The organism is Ruania alba (assembly GCF_900105765.1).
Lineage (GTDB): Bacteria > Actinomycetota > Actinomycetes > Actinomycetales > Beutenbergiaceae > Ruania > Ruania alba.
The window spans coordinates 1,936,932-1,954,501 of the sequence record NZ_FNTX01000002.1 but is presented as its reverse complement, the minus strand read 5'-3'; the positions used below and the strand labels follow the sequence as shown (position 1 = coordinate 1,954,501).

Sequence of the window (17,570 nt, the reverse complement as noted above, 5' to 3'; positions counted from 1 at the left end):
ATCTAGGTGCTCTCGCGCACCGGCTCCACGAGCCTGGCACCGTGCGCGGGGCTCGTCACCACGATCACCTCATCGGCCACGTCCTTGGCGCGCAGTTCGGCGGCCACCTCGAGGGCACTGGCATGGTCGGCGGCCAGTGCCGCCACTGTCGGACCGGACCCGGAGACGACCGCAGCCAGCGCCCCGACGCTCTCGGCCTGGTCCAGTACCGTACCGACAGCGGGCCGGAGCTCACGGGCGGCTGGACCGAGATCGTTGACCAGCACCTCGGCGAGGCGGTGCGGGTCACCCGAGACGAGCGCCTGCATCACGTCGTCCCCGACGTCGAGAGCGGCTGTCGTTGACGGACTCTCCGCCTGCTGCCGGTCCCAGGTAGCAAAAACCTCCGGGGTGGACAGTCCGTCCGCGAACAGCGCCAGCACCCAGTAGAACCGCCCACGCGCCAAGGCCGGGGTGAGCTCATCGCCCCGGCCGCGACCCAGCGCCGTCTGCCCCGTCAACGCGAACGGAACGTCCGCACCCAGCTCGGCAGCCAGGTGCCCGAGCTCCTCCCGTGCCAGCCCGGTCTCCCAGAGCAGGTCGCAGGCCAGCAGGGCTGCTGCCGCATCGGCGGAGCCGCCGCCCATCCCGCCGGCGGTGGGGACCTGCTTGGCGATCTGCAGGTGCACCCCCTCGTCCGTGCCGGTGGCTTCGGCAAGCAGGGCGGCAGCGCGGAAGGCAAGGTTGCGCTCGTCGGTGGGGACCTGCTGCGCGTGCCTGCCGGACACACTGACGCTGATCTCCTCGGCGGGTGTGGCAATGACATCCTCATAGAGGGAGACCGCCTGGAACACGGTGGCCAGGGGGTGATACCCGTCCTCGGCGGATGGCCCCACACGGAGCACCAGGTTGAGCTTGCCCGGTGCACGCACATGCACCGCCCCCGGGGCAACCACAGCCTCGCTCATCGGTTCGCTCATCTGGCCCTCCTCGCCTTCGCCTAGCGCGCCGTGCGTGCGGCAGCCACGGCCGCAAACTGGGTGATGTCGAGCCGTTCACCGCGCAGGGTCGGGTCGACCCCCGCTGCTCGGAGCGCCTGTTCGGCGAGGTCCGCCGAACCGGCCCACCCGGCCAGGGCCGAGCGTAGCGTCTTGCGTCGTTGCGAGAAGGCGGCATCGATGCACGCAAAGACATCTGCCCGGGTAGCCGTGGTGACCGGTGGGTCGCGCCGTACCAACCGCACGAGCGCCGAGTCCACGTTTGGCACGGGCCAGAACACTGAGCGTCCGATCGACCCGGCGCGCGAGGCGCTGGCGTACCAGGCCGCTTTGGCGGAGGGGACACCGTAGGTCCGCGACCCTGGACCTGCGGCGATCCGATCGGCTACCTCAGCCTGCACCATCACCAGTACTTCGCGCAGGCTGGGCAGGTGCTGGAGCAGCTGCAGCAGCACCGGGACGGCCACGTTGTACGGGAGGTTCGCCACCAGGCGATCCGGAGCGGCTGGGAGCTCGGTGATCTCCATGGCATCCGCCGCGATCACGGTGAGTCGTGATGCTGCACCGGGAGCCTGGGCCACCACCGTCTCCTCGAGTGCTCCGGCGAGCACCGGGTCGATCTCGACGGCGATCACGTGCGCCCCTGTCTCGAGCAGTCCGAGCGTCAGTGACCCGAGACCGGGACCGACCTCTACGACCGTGTGCGAGGCCTCCACTCCCGCGGTGCGCACGATGCGTCGCACTGTGCCGGGGTCGATCACGAAGTTCTGCCCGAGGGTCTTGGTGGGGCGCACCTCGAGGCGCGCGGCCAGCTCCCGGATACGGCCGGGCGTCAACAGGTGCACGGCGTTGCCGGCCGACTCAGCAGAGGTCACAGGCAGAGCCTAGGCGACGCGGGCGATCGGTGTGGCGCTCGGTGCGGCCACGGCCGCGCGACCGCACTGGACGCACGTCGAGTGCGGTCGATCTCGGGTATATCTCAACAGGTGAGCGAGATCGGCCGCACTCGGCGTGTGGGGGGCTGGGTCGGTCAGCGCAGGCCGAGCTGGGACGCGCAGTGCGGCCACTGGCCCCAGCCGGAGCGCGCCTGCAGGGTCTGGGCCCGCTGGGTCTGCTCGCTGGCGGACGCTTCGCTGGGCAGTCCGGACCCGCCGACCGACTGCCAGGTGCTCAGCGAGAACTGGTACAGCCCGTAGTACGGCCCGGCCGGGTTGACGGCCTGCGGGTTCCCACCGGACTCGCACTGGGCGAGCGCGGCCCAGACACCACTTCCGGCCGAGGAGCCGCTGGAGGAGCCGGAGCTGCTGGAGGAGCTGGAGGAACCACTCGAGGAGCTGGGCTCCGGCTCAGGCTCGGGCTCCGGGGCGGGCCGCTCGGCGGTCCCCACCTCGACGACCTCGGTGACCGGCTCGGTGGTCACCTCGGACGAAATCTCCTTGCTGGAGGTGATCTCCCCGTTCACCAGCTGGTGCAGGGTCACGATGGTGCGCTCACCGTCCTGGCCCTCCTGAGCCAGTCGGGACTCCCCCTCGTACAGGTCGTCGGTCTCCCGCTGGGTGCTCTCGTGCTCGACCGTCTCAGTCTCGGTCTCCCGCTCGGTGGAGCGGCGAGTCACGGTCACCACGACGTTGCCGTCGGCGCTGGTCACTTCCGCATCGTCGGCGGCACCGAGCTCGACCTCGGCCCGCACCAGGACCTCCTCCAGGGAGACGGTACCCTCGGCGTCCACGGAACGGGTCTCGCCGTCGACCTCGATCGAGACGGTGCCGTTCGCCACCAGCGGCATCTCGAGGCTGGTCCGTCCGTCGGTCGAGCGGGAGGCCAGCATGCTCGCGTCCCGTCCGGTGGCGGCGAGACTGTCCAGCGCCCCGGCCGCGGTGAGCGCCGTGGTCCAGACCTGGGTCTCCTCACCGTCGGCGAGCACCGTGATCTGGTCCGCGGTGCGGACCACCACCTCACTGTCGTCGCTCAGCGATTCGTCGAGGCCCGGAACGACCTCATCGTGCTCGGCAAGCTCGATCCCGGCCTCGTCCAGCAGCCCGGACACGGAGCCGGCGAAGGTGTTGTACGTGTAGGTCTGCCCGTCGAGGTCGATCTCGACCTCCTTGTGCGCGGACGCATAGGCAGCGCCACCACCACCGGCCACCAGCGCGAGGGCGGCGACGGCACCGATGATCATCCGACGACGGGGACGCCGGGAGGCGGTCTCGGCGGGGGCCGACGCGGCGGGCGCGGACTCCGAGGACGTCGGCTCGACGGGGGCAGGCTCGGGGGAACGACGAAAGAACTTCACGCAAGGGTCCTCTGCTGGTGCGGCCTCGGAGGGAATCAGGAGGCGGGGCAAGGGGAGCCGCGCGGCACACAGGTGAGGCGCGCCGTCAATCGCGACTCACAGACTGTAACCCGATCGTTATCAAACGGGCCAGGGTGTCACGGTGTGAGCCTGCCCACGTGGGCGGACAGGCTCACCGCGGACGACGTCGGCTCAGTACCAGCCGACAGACTGGGAGTGGCTCCAGGCGCCGCACGGGGTGCCGTAGCGACCTGAGATGTAGTTCAGGCCCCAGGTGATCTGGGTGGCCGGGTTGGTGCGCCAGTCCGAGCCGGCGGAGGCCATCTTGGTACCGGGCAGCGACTGCGGGATGCCGTACGCACCCGAGGACGGGTTCTGGGCGTACGGGTTCCAGTTGCTCTCCCGCTGCCAGAGCGAGTCGAGGCAGCTCCACTGGTCGCCGCCCCAGCCGCGCGCCTCGAGCATCGAGCGTGCGATCGAGCGCGGGTCGCTGCCGGAGTAGGAACCGCTGGGTGCGGAGTCGTTGGAGCTGGACGAACTCGAGCTCGAGCTCGACGTGGCCGGCGCAGGCTCTGGCTCTGGCTCTGGCTCTGGCTCCGGCTCCGCGGTTCCGATCAGGATGACCTCGTCCACCGGTTCGGAGACGAGGATCTCGGCCTGCGTGGTGCGCGAGACCTCCTCGCCTTCCTCGTACACCGCGGTGTAGGCGATCACCCGGGTGCCGTTCACGCCCTCGGTCTCGGTACGCGTCTCCCCACGCTCCAGCGAGGAGGTCTCCTGCTCGACAGTCTCGAACGGGATGGTCTCGGTCTCGGTACCGTGCTGGGTGCCGACGCGTTCGATCTCGACGTCCATCCCCTCGGTGGGCAGACCATTCATCGGGACCGAGACGTTGTCCTCGAGGCCCACGACGATGCCGTTGTCGATCAGCGCGTCCGCCAGGGTCTGCGCGTTCGAGTCGATCTCCAGGTCGCGCCCGTCAACCGTGACCGAGAACGTCACGGACTGTCCGGCTTCGTCCAGCACATCCCGGGTGACCTCACCGCTGCGGGAGGCCTGGTCCCAGACCTCGGTGCGGCCGGCCAGGGAGTTGGCTGCCGAGCCGGCGCCGGTCAGCGCGTTCTGCTGCTCGTCGGAGGACGCCGGTTGTGACGCGGCGAACGCCAGGGAGCCGGCGAGGACGACCGCGAGTCCGCCCGCGCCGAGGGCGCGGCGGATCGGACGAGGCAGTGTCGTGGTGACGGGCGCGTCGGCACGGTGGCGCGACGGGGTGTTTCCACTGGGCACGGAGGGGTTCCTGTTCTGCATGGAGACGACTCAGGAGGGATGAGTCGGCCCCCTGACCGTAACCGATTCGTGACCTTCTTCGCCAGGCTATCCACAGATCGGACGCCGATGGTGGCCCGTGTCACGTCCGATTCGACCGCCTCAGCGCGGGCCGGCCTACCTCCGACCGGCCGTCACCACGGCCCGTACAACGCCTCCGACGTCGTCCGGACAGCAGTGCACAACGCCTCCAGGGGCTCCTCCCGCACCGAGGCGATGACCCCCAGGGTGACGGGCACCAGATAGGGGGCGTTCGGCCGTCCGCGATAGGGGTGCGGGGTCAGGTAGGGCGCGTCGGTCTCGACCAGCACGTGGTCGAGCGGAGCCTCAGCCGCAGCGCGGCGCAGCTCCTCGGACTTGCTGAAGGTGACCGTCCCGGAGAAGGAGAGGTAGTAGCCACGGGCGACACATTCGCGGGCCATTGCCGCATCCCCGGAGAAGCAGTGGAAGACCGTCCGCGCCGGCGCGCCGTCTGCCGCGAGTACGGCGAGCACGTCCTCATGGGCCTCCCGGTCGTGGATCTGCAGCGGCAGGTCGAGCTCCTTCGCCAGGGCGATGTGGGCGCGGAAGGACTCGCGCTGTGCGGCGCGCCCGAGCTCACCGGCGCGGAAGTAGTCCAGCCCGCTCTCCCCCACCGTGCGCACCCGATCGGCGCGGGCCAGCTCGGCGATCTCAGCGATCGCATCGTCGAGGCTCACCTGGTGACGAGGTGCCGGATCGGGCTCGAGGCCGTCCGGGGCCACCTCCCGGACCCCGGCGTGCAGCACCGCTTCGTTCGGGTGGATCGCCACCCCGGCGACCAGCACGGGATGCTCCTGCGCGGCCTGGACACTCCAGCGCGCGGAGTCCAGGTCGCAACCGATCTGCACCAGGGCGTCCACGCCCACGGCGCGCCCCTGCTCCAGGTGACCGGTCAGACCGGGGTCGGCTACGCCGTCGGGAAGGACATCGGCGATGGACTCCAGATGGGTGTGGTTGTCCACCACGGCGACCGGAAGCGGCTCGGGGGTGGGCGGGAACCCTTTCTCGCGCTTGCGCGCCATCAGGCCCTCTCCCGCAACCGCTCCAGCTCCTCCTCCACGATCGAGTCGTCGAGCTTGGTGAACACCGGGGTGGGCTTGCCGATCGGGGTACCCGGGACAACGGGGCGGGACTCCCAGGCCGGGAAGCCCGACTCCCCGCGGTAGTCGCCGGTGATCACCGGATACTCACGCGAGTCGTCGTCCAGATCGGTGACCTCCTCGATCCGCGGCTGCGGGGCGAAGGTGCCGATGCCGCCGAGGGTGGTGTGCACGTCCTGCGCGGAGTGCGGCAGGAACGGGGCCAGGATCGTGTTGCAGTCGCTGACCGCCTGGGTGGTGGTGTGCAGCACCGTGGCGAGCCGGTCCGGGTCGGTCTTGAGCTTCCACGGCTGGGTCTCGGACACGTACCGGTTCACCTCGGACACGGCGCGCATCGCCTCCGAGATGGCGTGCCGCTGCCGGTTGGCCTCGATGGCCGACCCGACCGTGGCGAATGCCTGATTCGTGATGGCCAAGATGTCCCTGTCAACATCGGCGAGCTCGCCGGCCGCCGGGATCTCGCCGAAGTTCTTCGCCACCATGCTCGCCGTGCGGTTGACCAGGTTGCCCCAGCCGGCCACGAGCTCGTCATTGGTGCGGCTCAGGAACGACTCCCAGGTGAAGTCGACGTCCTGGTTCTCCGGACCGGCGGCGGCCACGTAGTAGCGGAAGGCGTCCGGCTGGTAGCGGGCGAGCATGTCCCGCACATAGATGACCACACCGCGGGAGGAGGAGAACTTCTGCCCCTCCACGTTCAGGAACTCTGAGCTGACCACCTCGGTCGGCAGTTGGAGCGAACCGAAAGTGCCAGGCGCTCCCCCACGCGAGCCTCCGCCGTCGTAGGCCAGCAGCTCGGCCGGCCAGATCTGGGAGTGGAAGGTGATGTTGTCCTTGCCCATGAAGTAGTACGAACGGGCATCGGGGTCGGTCCACCAGGCGCGCCAGGCCTCCGGGTCGCCGCTGCGCCGGGCCCACTCGATGGAGGCGGACAGGTAGCCGATGACGGCGTCGAACCACACGTACAGTCGCTTGCTGGGGTTGCCTTCCCAGCCGTCCAGCGGCACCGGGATGCCCCAGTCGATGTCGCGGGTCATGGCACGGGGGCGGACGTCGTCGAGGAGGTTGCGGCTGAAGTTCAGCACGTTCGGGCGCCACCCGTTGCGGGTCTCCAGCCAGGAGGCGAGGGCGTCCACGAAGGCGGGCAGGTCGAGGAAGAAGTGGTTCGACTCGACGAACTTGGGAGTCTCGCCGTTGATGCGGCTGCGCGGGTTCTTCAAGTCGATCGGGTCGAGCTGATTGCCGCAGTTGTCGCACTGGTCGCCGCGGGCGCCGTCGTAGCCGCAGATGGGGCAGGTGCCCTCGATGAAGCGGTCCGGCAGGGTGCGGCCGGTTGAAGGAGAGATCGCGCCCATGGTGGTCTTCTCCACCATGTACCCGTTCTTGTGCACCGTGCGGAACATCTCCTGCACCACGGCGTAGTGGTTGCCGGTGGTGGTGCGGGTGAACAGGTCGTAGGACAAGCCCAGCGAGGTGAGGTCTTCTACGATCACCCGGTTGTACCGGTCGGCGAGCTCCTGCGGGGAGACGCCCTCCTGCTCGGCCTGCACCAGGATCGGGGTGCCGTGTTCGTCCGTGCCGGAGACCATCAGCACGTCGTGACCCGCCATCCGCATGTGCCGGCTGAAGACGTCCGAGGGGACGCCGAAACCTGCAACGTGACCGATGTGCCGGGGGCCGTTGGCGTAGGGCCACGCCACGGCCGAGAGGATGTGGGTCATAGACTCGATCCTAATGGTCATGGGGCCTTGAGATCCCCGGCGCGCACCAGCGCAGGCGACCATCACCTCGAGAGGGAATCGACCCGTGACGCCTGCCCGTTCCGTGCACATCGTGACCGCCGTGGCGGCTGTGAGCGCGCTGCTCCTGCAGCTCATCCTCTCGGCGTCCGGCGCTGCCGTACTCCTCGCCACCGAGGTGCCACCACTGGGCACCAGGCTGTGGCGACTGGCCTCCTACTTCACGATCCAGAGCAATCTGCTCGTCGCCGTCGGGGCGGTCATGCTCTCACTCGACCCGCAGCGGGACGGACGGGTCTTCCGCATCGTCCGGCTGGCGGGACTGGTCGGGATCACGGTGACTGGGCTGGTCCACGTCTTCCTGCTTCGGCCGCTGCTGGACCTGACGGGCTGGTCGCTCGTGGCCGACACGATGCTGCACGTGGTCGTGCCGGTGCTGTGCGTGGTGGGTTGGCTACTGCTGGGTCCACGATCACGGATCGATGGTGCAGCGATCGTCGGGGCGACGGTATGGCCGGTTCTGTGGCTGGCGGCGACTTTGGCGGTGGGCGGGATCACCGACTGGTTCCCCTACCCGTTCGTCAACTTCCGTGACCAGGGATGGGGCACAGTGGCGGGCACATGCCTGGGGATCCTCGTGCTCTTCGCGGCGCTGTTCGGGGCGAGCTGGCTCGCCGATCGGCGGCTGCCGGGGAGCGCTCGGCGGCACTAGTTCCCACACCCTGGGTCCGCCCTGTCAGCGCGCCTGTTCGATATCGGTCTGCGTGAAGTCCTCGCCCGTGAACAGCAGCGGCACTGCCCGCGATCTCGCCAGGGCATAAGAGAAGCAATCGCCGTAGTTGAGCCCGGCAGGGTGCCGCCCCGTGCCGAACCTCTGCCAGGCCGCGTGGGCGAGCCACGCCTGCTCCTCGTCAACGGGGGCGATCTCGACCTTCGCCTGCCGCAGCGCCCGGCGCAGGTCCTCGACGGCGTCCGGACCCTGTCGGCTCTGGACGACCAGGGCAGCCTCGGTCACGCTGGCTGCACTGGTCACGCACACCCTGCTGGCGCGCAACTATCGACGGGCCTGAGCACACTGTCGCCAGATCTGGCACCAGTGTGCTGTGTGCCGTCGATACTTCCGCGGCTCAGCTCAGGTAGCGCAGGAAGAGCATGTCCTCGGCGCGCAGCACACCGGCCAGGCGCATCGGCTGATGCGCCAGCGGGGCGTCCCGGAGGATCCGGACCGCGCCGCCACCCTCCAACAACGGGCTGACCGTCAGGCACAGCTCGTCCAGCACCCCGGCGAGAGTGCCGAGCAGGTGCGGGCCGCCCTCGCAGAGCATCTGCGGCATCCCCCGGACCACCAGCTCCGCGACGACGCCCGCCGGGTCCACGGCATCGTGGCCACAGACCACCACGTCGGCGACCTCACCGAGTGCTGCTCGCTGCCGCTGTGGGCTCTGCTCGTGGGTGAACAGCAGGGGCCGACGCGGAGCCTCGGTGAACAGGGGCGATGAGGGTTCCAACGCGAGCCGGGAAGAGACGATCGCAAGCACGGGGTGATCAGGCAGACCGTGCGCCCGCCGCCAGGCGACGTCCTCCTCGTCCACGCGCAACCCGCCATACCCCTCGGCGCGCAGCGTGCCCGCACCCACGAGCACCACGTCGGCGAGGCGGCGCAGCAGGTCGAACACCTGCTTGTCAGCAGGGTTGTTCAGCCCGCCGGAGAGACCTTGGTGAGTGGCGGCACCGTCGATGCTGGCGATCATGTTCGCGCGCAGGTGGGGCCTGGTCCTGTCCGCGACCGCGTACGCGGCGAGCAGCTCAGCCTCGGAGAACGGCCTCATACGTTGTGCTTCATCCACGCCGGCTCCCGCAGCCCGAGCACAGCCTCGGCCATCCGAACCGAGTCCACGGTGGCAGCCACCTCGTGGGCACGCACGATCCGTGCCCCACGCTCGATGCACATCACCGTGGCGGCGAGCGTACCGGGCAGGCGTTCGGGGCGCTCCCGATCCAGCGTCTCCCCCACGAAGTCCTTGTTCGACAACGCCACCAGGGTGGGCGGGCCGAGGCTGGTGATCTCGTCCAGGCGCCGCACCAGTTCCAGTGAGTGCCGGGTGTTCTTGTTCAAGTCGTGACCGGGGTCGATGATGATCCGCTCCGGCGGCACGCCCGCCGCGAGCGCCACCTGTGTCTGCGCGGTCAGGAACGCAGCCACCTCGGCCACCACATCGGTGTACTGCGGGCGCGGGTGGTGCCGGTGCGGGTCGGCGATGGAGTGCGCAATCACCACGCTGGCGCCGGTCTCGGCCACCGCGTCGGCCATCCCGGGCACACGCAGTCCCGTGGTGTCATTGACGACGTCGGCCCCCGCCTGCACGCACGCCCTCGCCACCTCCGGGCGTTGCGTGTCCACGGAGATCACCACATCACTGACGGCACGCACCCCCTCGATCACCCCGAGCACCCGGTCCAACTCCTCGGCCGCATCCACCTCCTCGGCGTCCGGGGAGAACGCCATCCCTCCGATGTCGACCCAGTCGGCGCCGGCCTCGACGGCACGCAGCGCCGCCTCGACGGCACGATCGAGGGCGTAGGTGCGCCCGGCGTCGTAGAAGGAGTCCGCGGTGCGGTTCACGATAGCCATCACCGCCACCCGGTGGGCGAAGTCGAACTCGCGCCGGCCGATCCGTCGCGGCGGGAGAGTGGTCACCGCCGGTGGAGTCAGCGGCGACGCCGCGCCCGACGGGCGCGCCGCATGGGTGAGGGCCGCACCTGCGGCCGGGACGCCGTCGGCCATCAGTCCCGCCCGCGGGACTTGACCTCGGCGGCGAGGCGACGGATCACCCCACGCGGAGCGTGCTTGGCCACCACGGCGAGGGCGCTGTACAACACACCCGGCACACTGACGACCTTCCCGCGGCCGACGTCTCGCAGCGAGGCGGCCACCACGTGGTCGGCACTGGTGTACATCCAGTCCGGGGTGCGGCTCATGTCGATGCCGGCGGCATCGTGGAACTCGGTGCGCACGAAGCCGGGGCACAGCGCCTGCACCCGCACGCCCGTACCGAAGAGGTTCATCGCCAGGCCTTCGGTGAACTGCAGCACCCACGCCTTGGAGGCCGAATAGGTGCTGCCCCGCCCGGGGAGCAACGCCGCGACCGAGGCGACGTTGATGATCACCCCGGCCCCACGCTGGGTCAGGCCCGGCAGAACCGCGCGGGTGAGACGCAGCACCGCCTCCACGTTCACCGCGAGCTGGTGGGTGAGGGCACGCTCGCTGGCCTCGACGAACGGCGCTCCGATGGACAGCCCGGCGTTGTTCACCAGGGTGTGCAGATCGTCGCGGCGGAGCCGGTCGGCCACGGAGGACATCCCGGCATCGGTGGCGAGGTCGGCGGGAAGCACCTCCACGGTGGGAGCGCCCAGGGCGCGACATTCGGCCGCCACCACCTCCAGCCGGTGGGCATTCCGGGCCACCAGCACCAGGCTCTGGCTCCGTTGCGCGAGGTGCCGGGCGAAGGTCAGTCCGATGCCGGAGGAGGCTCCGGTGATCAGCGCGGTGGACATGCTGTGCAGCCTACGCGGCACTCAGCCCGTGGTCAGACGGGTCAGGCCGCGGCGGATGTTGCGCACCGCCTGGGAGATCCGCTGCTCGTTCTCGATGAGGGCGAACCGCACATACCCCTCCCCACCAGGACCGAAACCGACGCCCGGGGAGACCGCCACATCGCACTCGGTGACCAGGTGGCGGGCGAAGTCGATGGAGTCCATCTCCCGGTACGGCTCGGGGATCCGCGCCCAGGCGAACATGGTTCCCTTCGGCTTGAGGATGTCCCAGCCCACCCGCTGCAGACCGTCGTGGAGGGCGTCCCGCCGGGACTCGTAGATCCCGCTGAGCTCGGCCGGGTACTCGGTGGCCTCGTTCAGGGTGACAGTCGCCGCGATCTGGATCGGCTGGAAGGTTCCGTAGTCGAGATAGCTCTTCAGCTGCACCAGCGCCTTGATGACGTCCTTGCGGCCGACCATGAACGCCACCCGCCAGCCGGCCATCGAGTAGGACTTGGTCATCGAGTAGAGCTCGACGGCCACCTCCTTGGCACCCTCGCACTGCATGATCGACGGCGGTTGCCACCCGTCGAAGCACATGTCGGCGTAGGCAAGGTCGTGCACCAGTGCGACATCCCGTTCTCGGGCCCAGTCCACCAGCCGTTGCAGGTCGGCGAGCTCGACCGTGGAGGTGGTGGGGTTGTGCGGGAAGGAGAGCACCACCACCCGCGGCTTGGGCCAACCGAGCTCCCAGGCCTCCATGACCCGGTCGATGTACCCGGCGCCGTCGGTGCCGTCCCCGATGGGCACCTGGCGGGCGTCGGCCCCGGCGAAGTACGGCCCCCAGATGTGGATCGGGTAGCTCGGGGTGGGCACGATCGCGGCGTCACCGGGCTGCAGCAGCACCCACATGAGGTGGCTGAAGCCTTCCTTGGCACCGATGGTGGTGAGCACCTCGCTCTCCGGGTCGAGGGTGACGCCGAACCTCCGCTGGTACATCCCGGCCACGGCCAGGCGAAGGTTCGGGATGCCACGAGAGGAGGAGTAGCGATGGTTCCGCGTGTTGTGCGCCGCCTCGGCAAGCTTCTCGACGGCGATCTCCGGGCTGGGCAGGTCCGGGTTGCCGAAGCCGAGGTCCACCACGTCCCGACCGGCTCGACGTGCCTCGAGCTTGAGGGAGTCGATGATCGTGAACACGTACGGGGGCAGACCCTCGATGCGGCGGAACTCCATGGGTCAACGCTACTGCGTGCACGTACAAGCGGCGGCTGGAGATGCGAAGGACGCGTGGAGAAGTTGTCGAGGCTCGAATGCATGCGCATCCTTCATGCCGCACCGGCCGTGCGCCGTGCGTGGAGAGCCCCGACGGCGGCCCTGGCCCGTTCGCCGGACCGTCCTGCTAGGCCGTCACTTGCTGAGCACGCGGTACCTCAGGTGCAGGGCCTCGCGGCCCTGCTCGGCTCGCACCTGCGCCAGTTCGGTCTGCTCGGCCGGCATCCCCTCGAACAGCCGCCGCCCCTGCCCGAGCAGGACCGGGACCAGATGGAGTTGAATCACGTTCAGCTCACCGGCGCGCAGGAGCAACTGCGCCATTTCCGCGCCATGGACGAGCACATCCCGCTCCCCTGCCCCCTCGCGGGCGAGACGAACGGCATCGGCGAGGTCACTGACATAACGCACCCGCTCATACCCTGCAAACTCCGGCGGCACCGGGTGACGACTCATCACAACGATCGGGACGCCGTCATGATGATCACCGTTCCAGGCGCCAGCCGGCTCGATGGTGCCGCGACCGACGAGGACGGCCCCGGTCGCCATGATCTCGTCGAAGGCGCGTTCGTCCGGTCCGCTGAGCGGGGCCAGAACGCGGTCGTCGAACGAGCCGGTCGGGCCGAGGAACCATTCGTGCAAGCGAGAGCCGCCGTCACCGAGCCCGTTCTCCCGGCTCAGGTTCGGTCCCGCGATGAATCCGTCCAGCGACATCGACATGTCGAGCACCGTTGCTGCCATGTGTCCTCCCTGGTTCACGTGGCGTGCACAACCCTACCGATTGCTGGGCTCGCCATCACGTCCAGTACAGCGCAGATCTTCGCCAGCACGGCGCTCACCACCCGGCCGGTGTGGTGGTGCTCCCGTGCTGTGTGGGCCACCAGCCCTGCAGCGACCTGCCACGGATCAGTCGGCCAGCAGCCCGGCCCGTTCGGCCAGCACGGCCACACCGACACGGTTACGCACATCGAGCTTGGCCTGAGCACTGGCGAGATGAGACTTCACCGTGGCTTCCGAGACATACAGCTGATGCGCCACCTCGGCGTTGGAGAGCCCTCGTGCCACACCCACCGTGACGTCCCGCTCCCGCTCGGTGAGGGCGCTCATGAGGTCGCGGGCATATGCCCGGGCGGCGCCGCCGTCGGTGGTGAGCTGGTCGAGCACCTGCCGAGTGCTGCGCGGCGAGAGGACGGCATCTCCGGCCACGACGGCGCGCACGGCACGCATGATCTCCTCCGGACTCCCAGTCTTCAGCAGGAAGCCCGCGGCACCGGCATCGATGCTGCGCAGCACCGCCTCGCTCACGTCCCAGGTGGTCAGGGAGATCACGTGTGGCGGACTCGGGAGGGCCAGCACCGCCCGAGTCGCGGCGATGCCATCCATCCGGGACATCCGCAGGTCCATCAGCACCACGTCCGGGTGGTGCGCCTGCACGGCCGCCACCACCTCGTCGCCGTCGGTCGCCTCGGCCACGACCTCGATGTCGGTGGCGCTGCGGAGCATCAGACGCAGTCCGGCGCGCACCATCGCGTCGTCGTCGACGATGAGGATGCGATGACGTCGGTCCATGGCGGTGATCGTACGAGGTCCCACCGACGTGCACGGCCGGCTCCCGCGACAACCAGCGCTCAGGCGGTCCAGCCGAGCAGCTGCTCACCCAGGATGAGCACGACGATCCAGACCAGCAGGAGTGCCAACGGCAGTGCGAGGACCAGCCACGGCCGGCGCCGGACCTGCCAGATCGCGACCGCCAGCGTGGCGACGCCCACAAGGAGCATGCCGACCACCGCCCACAGGGGAGCCACGAGCCCTGAGACAGTAAAGAGGAAGAGCACAGGGGCGAACAGCACGAGCCCGAGCACTCCCGCGATCCGGGCCGCCAGGGATGTGCGTGGTTCAGCCATGCGCCGAGCATCCCAGAGCCAGGGTCGTTGCGCGCCCTGCAGCACCGAGCAGCGCTACGACACCGCACGCCATGGCAGGGCGACAGTCACTCGAAACGTCCGTCCGCCGTCGTCCAGGCCGTAGGCAACCGTGCCGCCGAGGAGCTCGGCCCGCTCGGCCACTCCCTGCAGACCGATCCCCGATCCGGCCCGGGGCTCCGGCGAGGCCACATACCTGTTGGTCGCGTCAATCCTGACGCCCTCGTCGGGTCCGCCGGTGACGGACAGCCGCACCTGCTCCCCCGGCGCGTGCCGGCGCGCGTTGGTGAGTACTTCCTGCACGATCCGGTATACGGCACGCGCCAGTGCGGGGTCCGCGGACTCCGCCTGGTCCAGGTACACCGAGGACACCACCGGTGAGCCACTGTCGAGCACCTCGTGGATGACACTCGGCAGGTCGGCGAGGGAGACGTCCAGTACCGGATCCTGATCCAGGTCGTGCCGCAGAACGGTCAGCAGGGAGCGCAGGTCTTCCATCGAACGCCCTGCGTTCTCCCGCACCAGGGCAGCGCTCTGGGCAAGTTCGTCGTCCCCGCTCGCGTTCGCCTGCAGCGCACCCGCGTGCAGAGTCAGCAGGGAGAGCCGGTGCCCGAGCACGTCGTGCACCTCGCGAGCGATCCGTTCCCGTTCGACCTGACGAGCCAGCGCGTGGCCGAGCCGATCCTGCTCCTGTCCGGCCGCGGCTGCAGCGGTCTCGGCCGTCCTGGACAGCCGACGGGCCCGCAGCAACAGGCCCGCGCCGATGGACAGGCACATCGTGAGGGCCAGGAGGATCGGCAGGACCTGCCAGTCGAGATCGAACTCGGTCTCCGGCGGAGCTCCCGGCGTGGCGCCCAGAGTCTTCAGCAGTGACGCCCCGACCGTCGGGGCAACGATGTCGCGCGCGACCGCGACAGCCACCGTGACAGCGACACCCCCGGCCGCCCACCACACGGCCGGTCCGCGACGGCGGCCGATCAGAGAGGCGAGGGCGACGAGCGCCGTCGACGCCCCCAGCGGCAGCACGACCCCGCCAGCCACGGCGACCCAGGTAACAACGAACGGCGCGCGGTGCCGCCAGAGGAGCAGGAACGGGAGCCCTCCGATCCCCAGGATCAACGGGATCAGCAGGATCCCCGCCAGTCCCTCGGGCTGGGAGCCGATCTCGGAGAACACCCCGTTGCTCACCGTGAAGAACAGGCACGTCACCACGAGCAGGGCCGTACGCCACCACGGCGGACGCGCCGGCAGCTCAGTGGTCGTGGACATGGAGAGCACCGTACGGCGGACCACCGACACGCGGGCACCACCGACCGGTCAGGTTCGCGTGGCAGTTCCTCCGCCGATCAGCCAGGGCACTCGAGCTGATCGGGGGAAGTGGTGTAGCGGGTACACGCCGTTGGCTGGGTGCCGTACCCGACACACGATGGAGGCACCAGATGAACGCTCAGCACACACCTGGCCCGGACGGCCAGTACCCGCCCGCCGGTTCCTACGCTCCGCAGGGCCCCGGCTCCTACCAGAGCCCGGGCCAGCCGGGGCCGGGATTCCCCACCGGACCCCCGGCCCAGGGCGGCCCACCTCAGCCCGAGCCGACGAAGCGGTCCTGGTTCGCCCGGCACAAGGTGCTCACGGTGCTGGGCGCGCTGGTGGCACTCATCATCGTGTTCAGTGCACTCAGCAGTGGTGGTTCCGACGAGCCCGAGGCCGACCCGGCGCCGTCCACCGCCGCGACACCCGCCGATACCGGCGACGAGCCGGCCAACGAAGCGGATGCCGAACCCGCCGACGAAGCCGCGGAACAGACTCCCGGCATCGGAGACCCGGCACGCGACGGCACCTTCGAGTTCGTCATCACCGAGGTCGAGACCGGGGTGGCGCAGGTGGGTGACGAGTTCCTCAGCGAGGAGGCGCAGGGCCAGTTCGTGCTCGTACACCTGAGCGTGACGAACATCGGCGATCAGGCCGAGTACTTCTTCGACAGCGACCAGACTCTTATCGACACCGAGGACCGGCAGCACTCGGCCGACTCGGAGGCAGGCATCTACCTCGGCGACAACGAGACGTTCCTCTCCGAGATCAACCCGGGGAACACACTCGAAGGCATCATCGTCTTCGATGTCCCGGCCGATGCCACGCCTGCGGGTATCGAGCTGCATGATTCCGCCTTCTCCGGTGGGGTGAGCGTCACCCTGGAGTAGGTCGGCCTGAGGCCGGACCGCCGACGCGAGGTAGCCCGTCCCAGGGGCGCTGCGACCTCGCGTCGGCCGTGCGGGGTCAACAGTGCGCAGTCACCAGCGCCATGGCTCGGTCAGCACCTGGCGCGCAGCCTTCCGGCCCGCGGGCCGGAAGGCGTAGACGGCCAGGAGCCGCAGCCTGGTGAGCTGCGCGTATACCGGCAGTCTGCGGTGCACCGCCTCGCTGATCCGGTATCCGCGGAGCAGGCCGGTCCCGCACGAACGCGCGAGCGCCGCGGACGTGTGACCTTGGCCGACCCGCAACTCCAGGTGCACGAGAAGATTCGCCACATCGAGCGCCGGATCTCCGACGGCGAGCAGGTCCAGGTCGAGCAGGCCGACGTCGGAGCCGTCGATGACGACCTGCTTGTCGTGCAGGTCCCGGTGCAGCAATACCGGTTCGGACGCCTCGGTGAGAGAACCCGCACTCGCCCCGAGCTGCGTCGGTACCGACGGCAGCACACCGTAGGCCCGTGCGAGCCCGATCCAGCGCCGGGTCACCTCCACCTCCGCGGCGTGGTCGTGCCGGACGGGCCCGCTGCCGGGCACCGGCACATCGTGCAGACGACGGATCGCACGGCCCACCGCTCTCCCCGCCCGATACGCCGCTGTGGTGGATGTCTGCGGCGTACCGAGCACAGCGTGCAGGGTGGCTCCGGGTAGCGCTGCCATGGTCAGACTGGTCGAGTCGTGGGCGAGCACCTGCGGCACTCGCACTCCCGCACGGTGAAGGTGCTCCGAGACCCACGGCACCGCGTCCAGGCGTCCGGGGCGAACCACCTTGACGTAGACGGTGGCCGAACCGCGGCGCTGCTCGATCACGGCACGACGTTCGGGGCGATGCGCCACCAGTCGTGCACCGGGCTCCGCTGCTGGGCCTGCGGCCCCGATCCGGCGATCGGCACCATCTCGCTGCACCACCGCCAGTTCACCCACGGTCGAGACCAAGCCGGAACCGGGCGCGGTTCCAGCCGCCACTCGTCGTGCGCGTGCCGGATCGGCGAAGAGTTGGCCTGCCATCGATACGCCCGCCTGGTCCCGGACCTCGAGGAGTGCGTGGCCGGTATCGCGGGGCATCGCCCGCACGAGGGTCAGGCCACGAGAGCGCAGGTCCCGATCGAGCCTCGGCAGCAGCAGTTCGGTGCTCACCAGTGC

18 protein-coding genes are annotated in these 17,570 nt (G+C 69.7%); 2 read left to right on the top strand and 16 right to left on the bottom strand.

Features of this window, described 5'->3' with window-relative positions; all coding sequences use genetic code 11:
• Nucleotides 1-2 precede the first annotated feature (2 nt).
• The 6 genes from BLU77_RS19175 to metG form a co-directional block, all read right to left on the bottom strand.
• On the bottom strand, nt 3-959 hold the full coding sequence (locus BLU77_RS19175; RefSeq protein WP_245708948.1) for a 4-(cytidine 5'-diphospho)-2-C-methyl-D-erythritol kinase: 957 nt from the start codon (nt 957-959) through the stop codon (nt 3-5).
• A gap of 20 nt (nt 960-979) precedes the next feature.
• Nucleotides 980-1,852 (bottom strand): 16S rRNA (adenine(1518)-N(6)/adenine(1519)-N(6))-dimethyltransferase RsmA, encoded by an 873-nt coding sequence (gene rsmA, locus BLU77_RS19170; protein ID WP_089774784.1) that lies wholly within the window; start codon nt 1,850-1,852, stop codon nt 980-982.
• 155 nt (nt 1,853-2,007) lie between these two features.
• Entirely contained in the window at nt 2,008-3,270 is a 1,263-nt protein-coding gene (locus BLU77_RS19165) for a resuscitation-promoting factor (RefSeq protein ID WP_245708947.1), read from the bottom strand.
• 192 nt (nt 3,271-3,462) lie between these two features.
• On the bottom strand, nt 3,463-4,557 hold the full coding sequence (locus BLU77_RS22425) for a resuscitation-promoting factor (protein ID WP_139177855.1): 1,095 nt from the start codon (nt 4,555-4,557) through the stop codon (nt 3,463-3,465).
• A 173-nt stretch (nt 4,558-4,730) separates the two neighbouring features.
• On the bottom strand, nt 4,731-5,639 hold the full coding sequence (locus BLU77_RS19155; protein ID WP_089774778.1) for a TatD family hydrolase: 909 nt from the start codon (nt 5,637-5,639) through the stop codon (nt 4,731-4,733).
• A complete protein-coding gene (metG, locus tag BLU77_RS19150; protein ID WP_089774776.1) occupies nt 5,639-7,435 on the bottom strand; it encodes a methionine--tRNA ligase in 1,797 nt (598 codons plus the stop codon). Before metG ends, BLU77_RS19155 begins: the two co-directional genes overlap by 1 nt.
• Nucleotides 7,436-7,520: 85 nt before the next feature.
• Between metG and BLU77_RS19145 the strand changes: the two genes are divergently transcribed.
• On the top strand, nt 7,521-8,165 hold the full coding sequence (locus BLU77_RS19145; protein ID WP_089774774.1) for a Pr6Pr family membrane protein: 645 nt from the start codon (nt 7,521-7,523) through the stop codon (nt 8,163-8,165).
• 24 nt (nt 8,166-8,189) lie between these two features.
• Here BLU77_RS19145 and BLU77_RS19140 read toward each other — a convergent pair whose 3' ends face one another.
• The 9 genes from BLU77_RS19140 to BLU77_RS19100 form a co-directional block, all read right to left on the bottom strand.
• The gene (locus BLU77_RS19140; protein WP_245708946.1) at nt 8,190-8,486 is read right to left on the bottom strand and encodes a type II toxin-antitoxin system VapC family toxin; all 297 of its coding nucleotides are present in this window, start codon (nt 8,484-8,486) and stop codon (nt 8,190-8,192) included.
• Between the two features lie 94 nt (nt 8,487-8,580).
• Nucleotides 8,581-9,282 (bottom strand): pyrimidine reductase family protein, encoded by a 702-nt coding sequence (locus BLU77_RS19135; protein WP_089774770.1) that lies wholly within the window; start codon nt 9,280-9,282, stop codon nt 8,581-8,583.
• Nucleotides 9,279-10,238 (bottom strand): dihydropteroate synthase, encoded by a 960-nt coding sequence (folP, locus tag BLU77_RS19130; RefSeq protein WP_089774768.1) that lies wholly within the window; start codon nt 10,236-10,238, stop codon nt 9,279-9,281. Before folP ends, BLU77_RS19135 begins: the two co-directional genes overlap by 4 nt.
• Complete coding sequence (locus BLU77_RS19125; RefSeq protein WP_089774766.1) at nt 10,238-11,008, bottom strand: SDR family NAD(P)-dependent oxidoreductase; 771 nt, start codon at nt 11,006-11,008, stop codon at nt 10,238-10,240. Before BLU77_RS19125 ends, folP begins: the two co-directional genes overlap by 1 nt.
• A gap of 21 nt (nt 11,009-11,029) precedes the next feature.
• Nucleotides 11,030-12,220 (bottom strand): aminotransferase class I/II-fold pyridoxal phosphate-dependent enzyme, encoded by a 1,191-nt coding sequence (locus BLU77_RS19120; protein WP_089774764.1) that lies wholly within the window; start codon nt 12,218-12,220, stop codon nt 11,030-11,032.
• 174 nt (nt 12,221-12,394) lie between these two features.
• A complete protein-coding gene (locus BLU77_RS19115) occupies nt 12,395-12,997 on the bottom strand; it encodes a dihydrofolate reductase family protein (protein WP_089774762.1) in 603 nt (200 codons plus the stop codon).
• Nucleotides 12,998-13,162: 165 nt separating this feature from the next.
• Nucleotides 13,163-13,825, bottom strand: a complete 663-nt coding sequence (locus tag BLU77_RS19110; protein WP_217632513.1) for a response regulator transcription factor — start codon at nt 13,823-13,825, stop codon at nt 13,163-13,165.
• Between the two features lie 59 nt (nt 13,826-13,884).
• Nucleotides 13,885-14,160 carry a hypothetical protein gene (locus tag BLU77_RS19105; protein WP_217632512.1) on the bottom strand — a complete coding sequence of 92 codons (276 nt, stop codon included), beginning with the start codon at nt 14,158-14,160 and terminating at the stop codon, nt 13,885-13,887.
• Nucleotides 14,161-14,214: 54 nt separating this feature from the next.
• Nucleotides 14,215-15,447: a sensor histidine kinase gene (locus BLU77_RS19100; RefSeq protein ID WP_139177854.1), complete on the bottom strand. Its 1,233-nt coding sequence runs from the start codon at nt 15,445-15,447 to the stop codon at nt 14,215-14,217.
• A gap of 170 nt (nt 15,448-15,617) precedes the next feature.
• Between BLU77_RS19100 and BLU77_RS19095 the strand changes: the two genes are divergently transcribed.
• A complete protein-coding gene (locus tag BLU77_RS19095) occupies nt 15,618-16,379 on the top strand; it encodes a DUF4352 domain-containing protein (RefSeq protein WP_089774759.1) in 762 nt (253 codons plus the stop codon).
• Nucleotides 16,380-16,469: 90 nt separating this feature from the next.
• On the opposite strand, the gene BLU77_RS19090 is transcribed toward BLU77_RS19095, so the two are convergent.
• Entirely contained in the window at nt 16,470-17,564 is a 1,095-nt protein-coding gene (locus BLU77_RS19090; RefSeq protein WP_139177853.1) for a phosphotransferase, read from the bottom strand.
• Between the last annotated feature and the right edge of the window lie 6 nt (nt 17,565-17,570).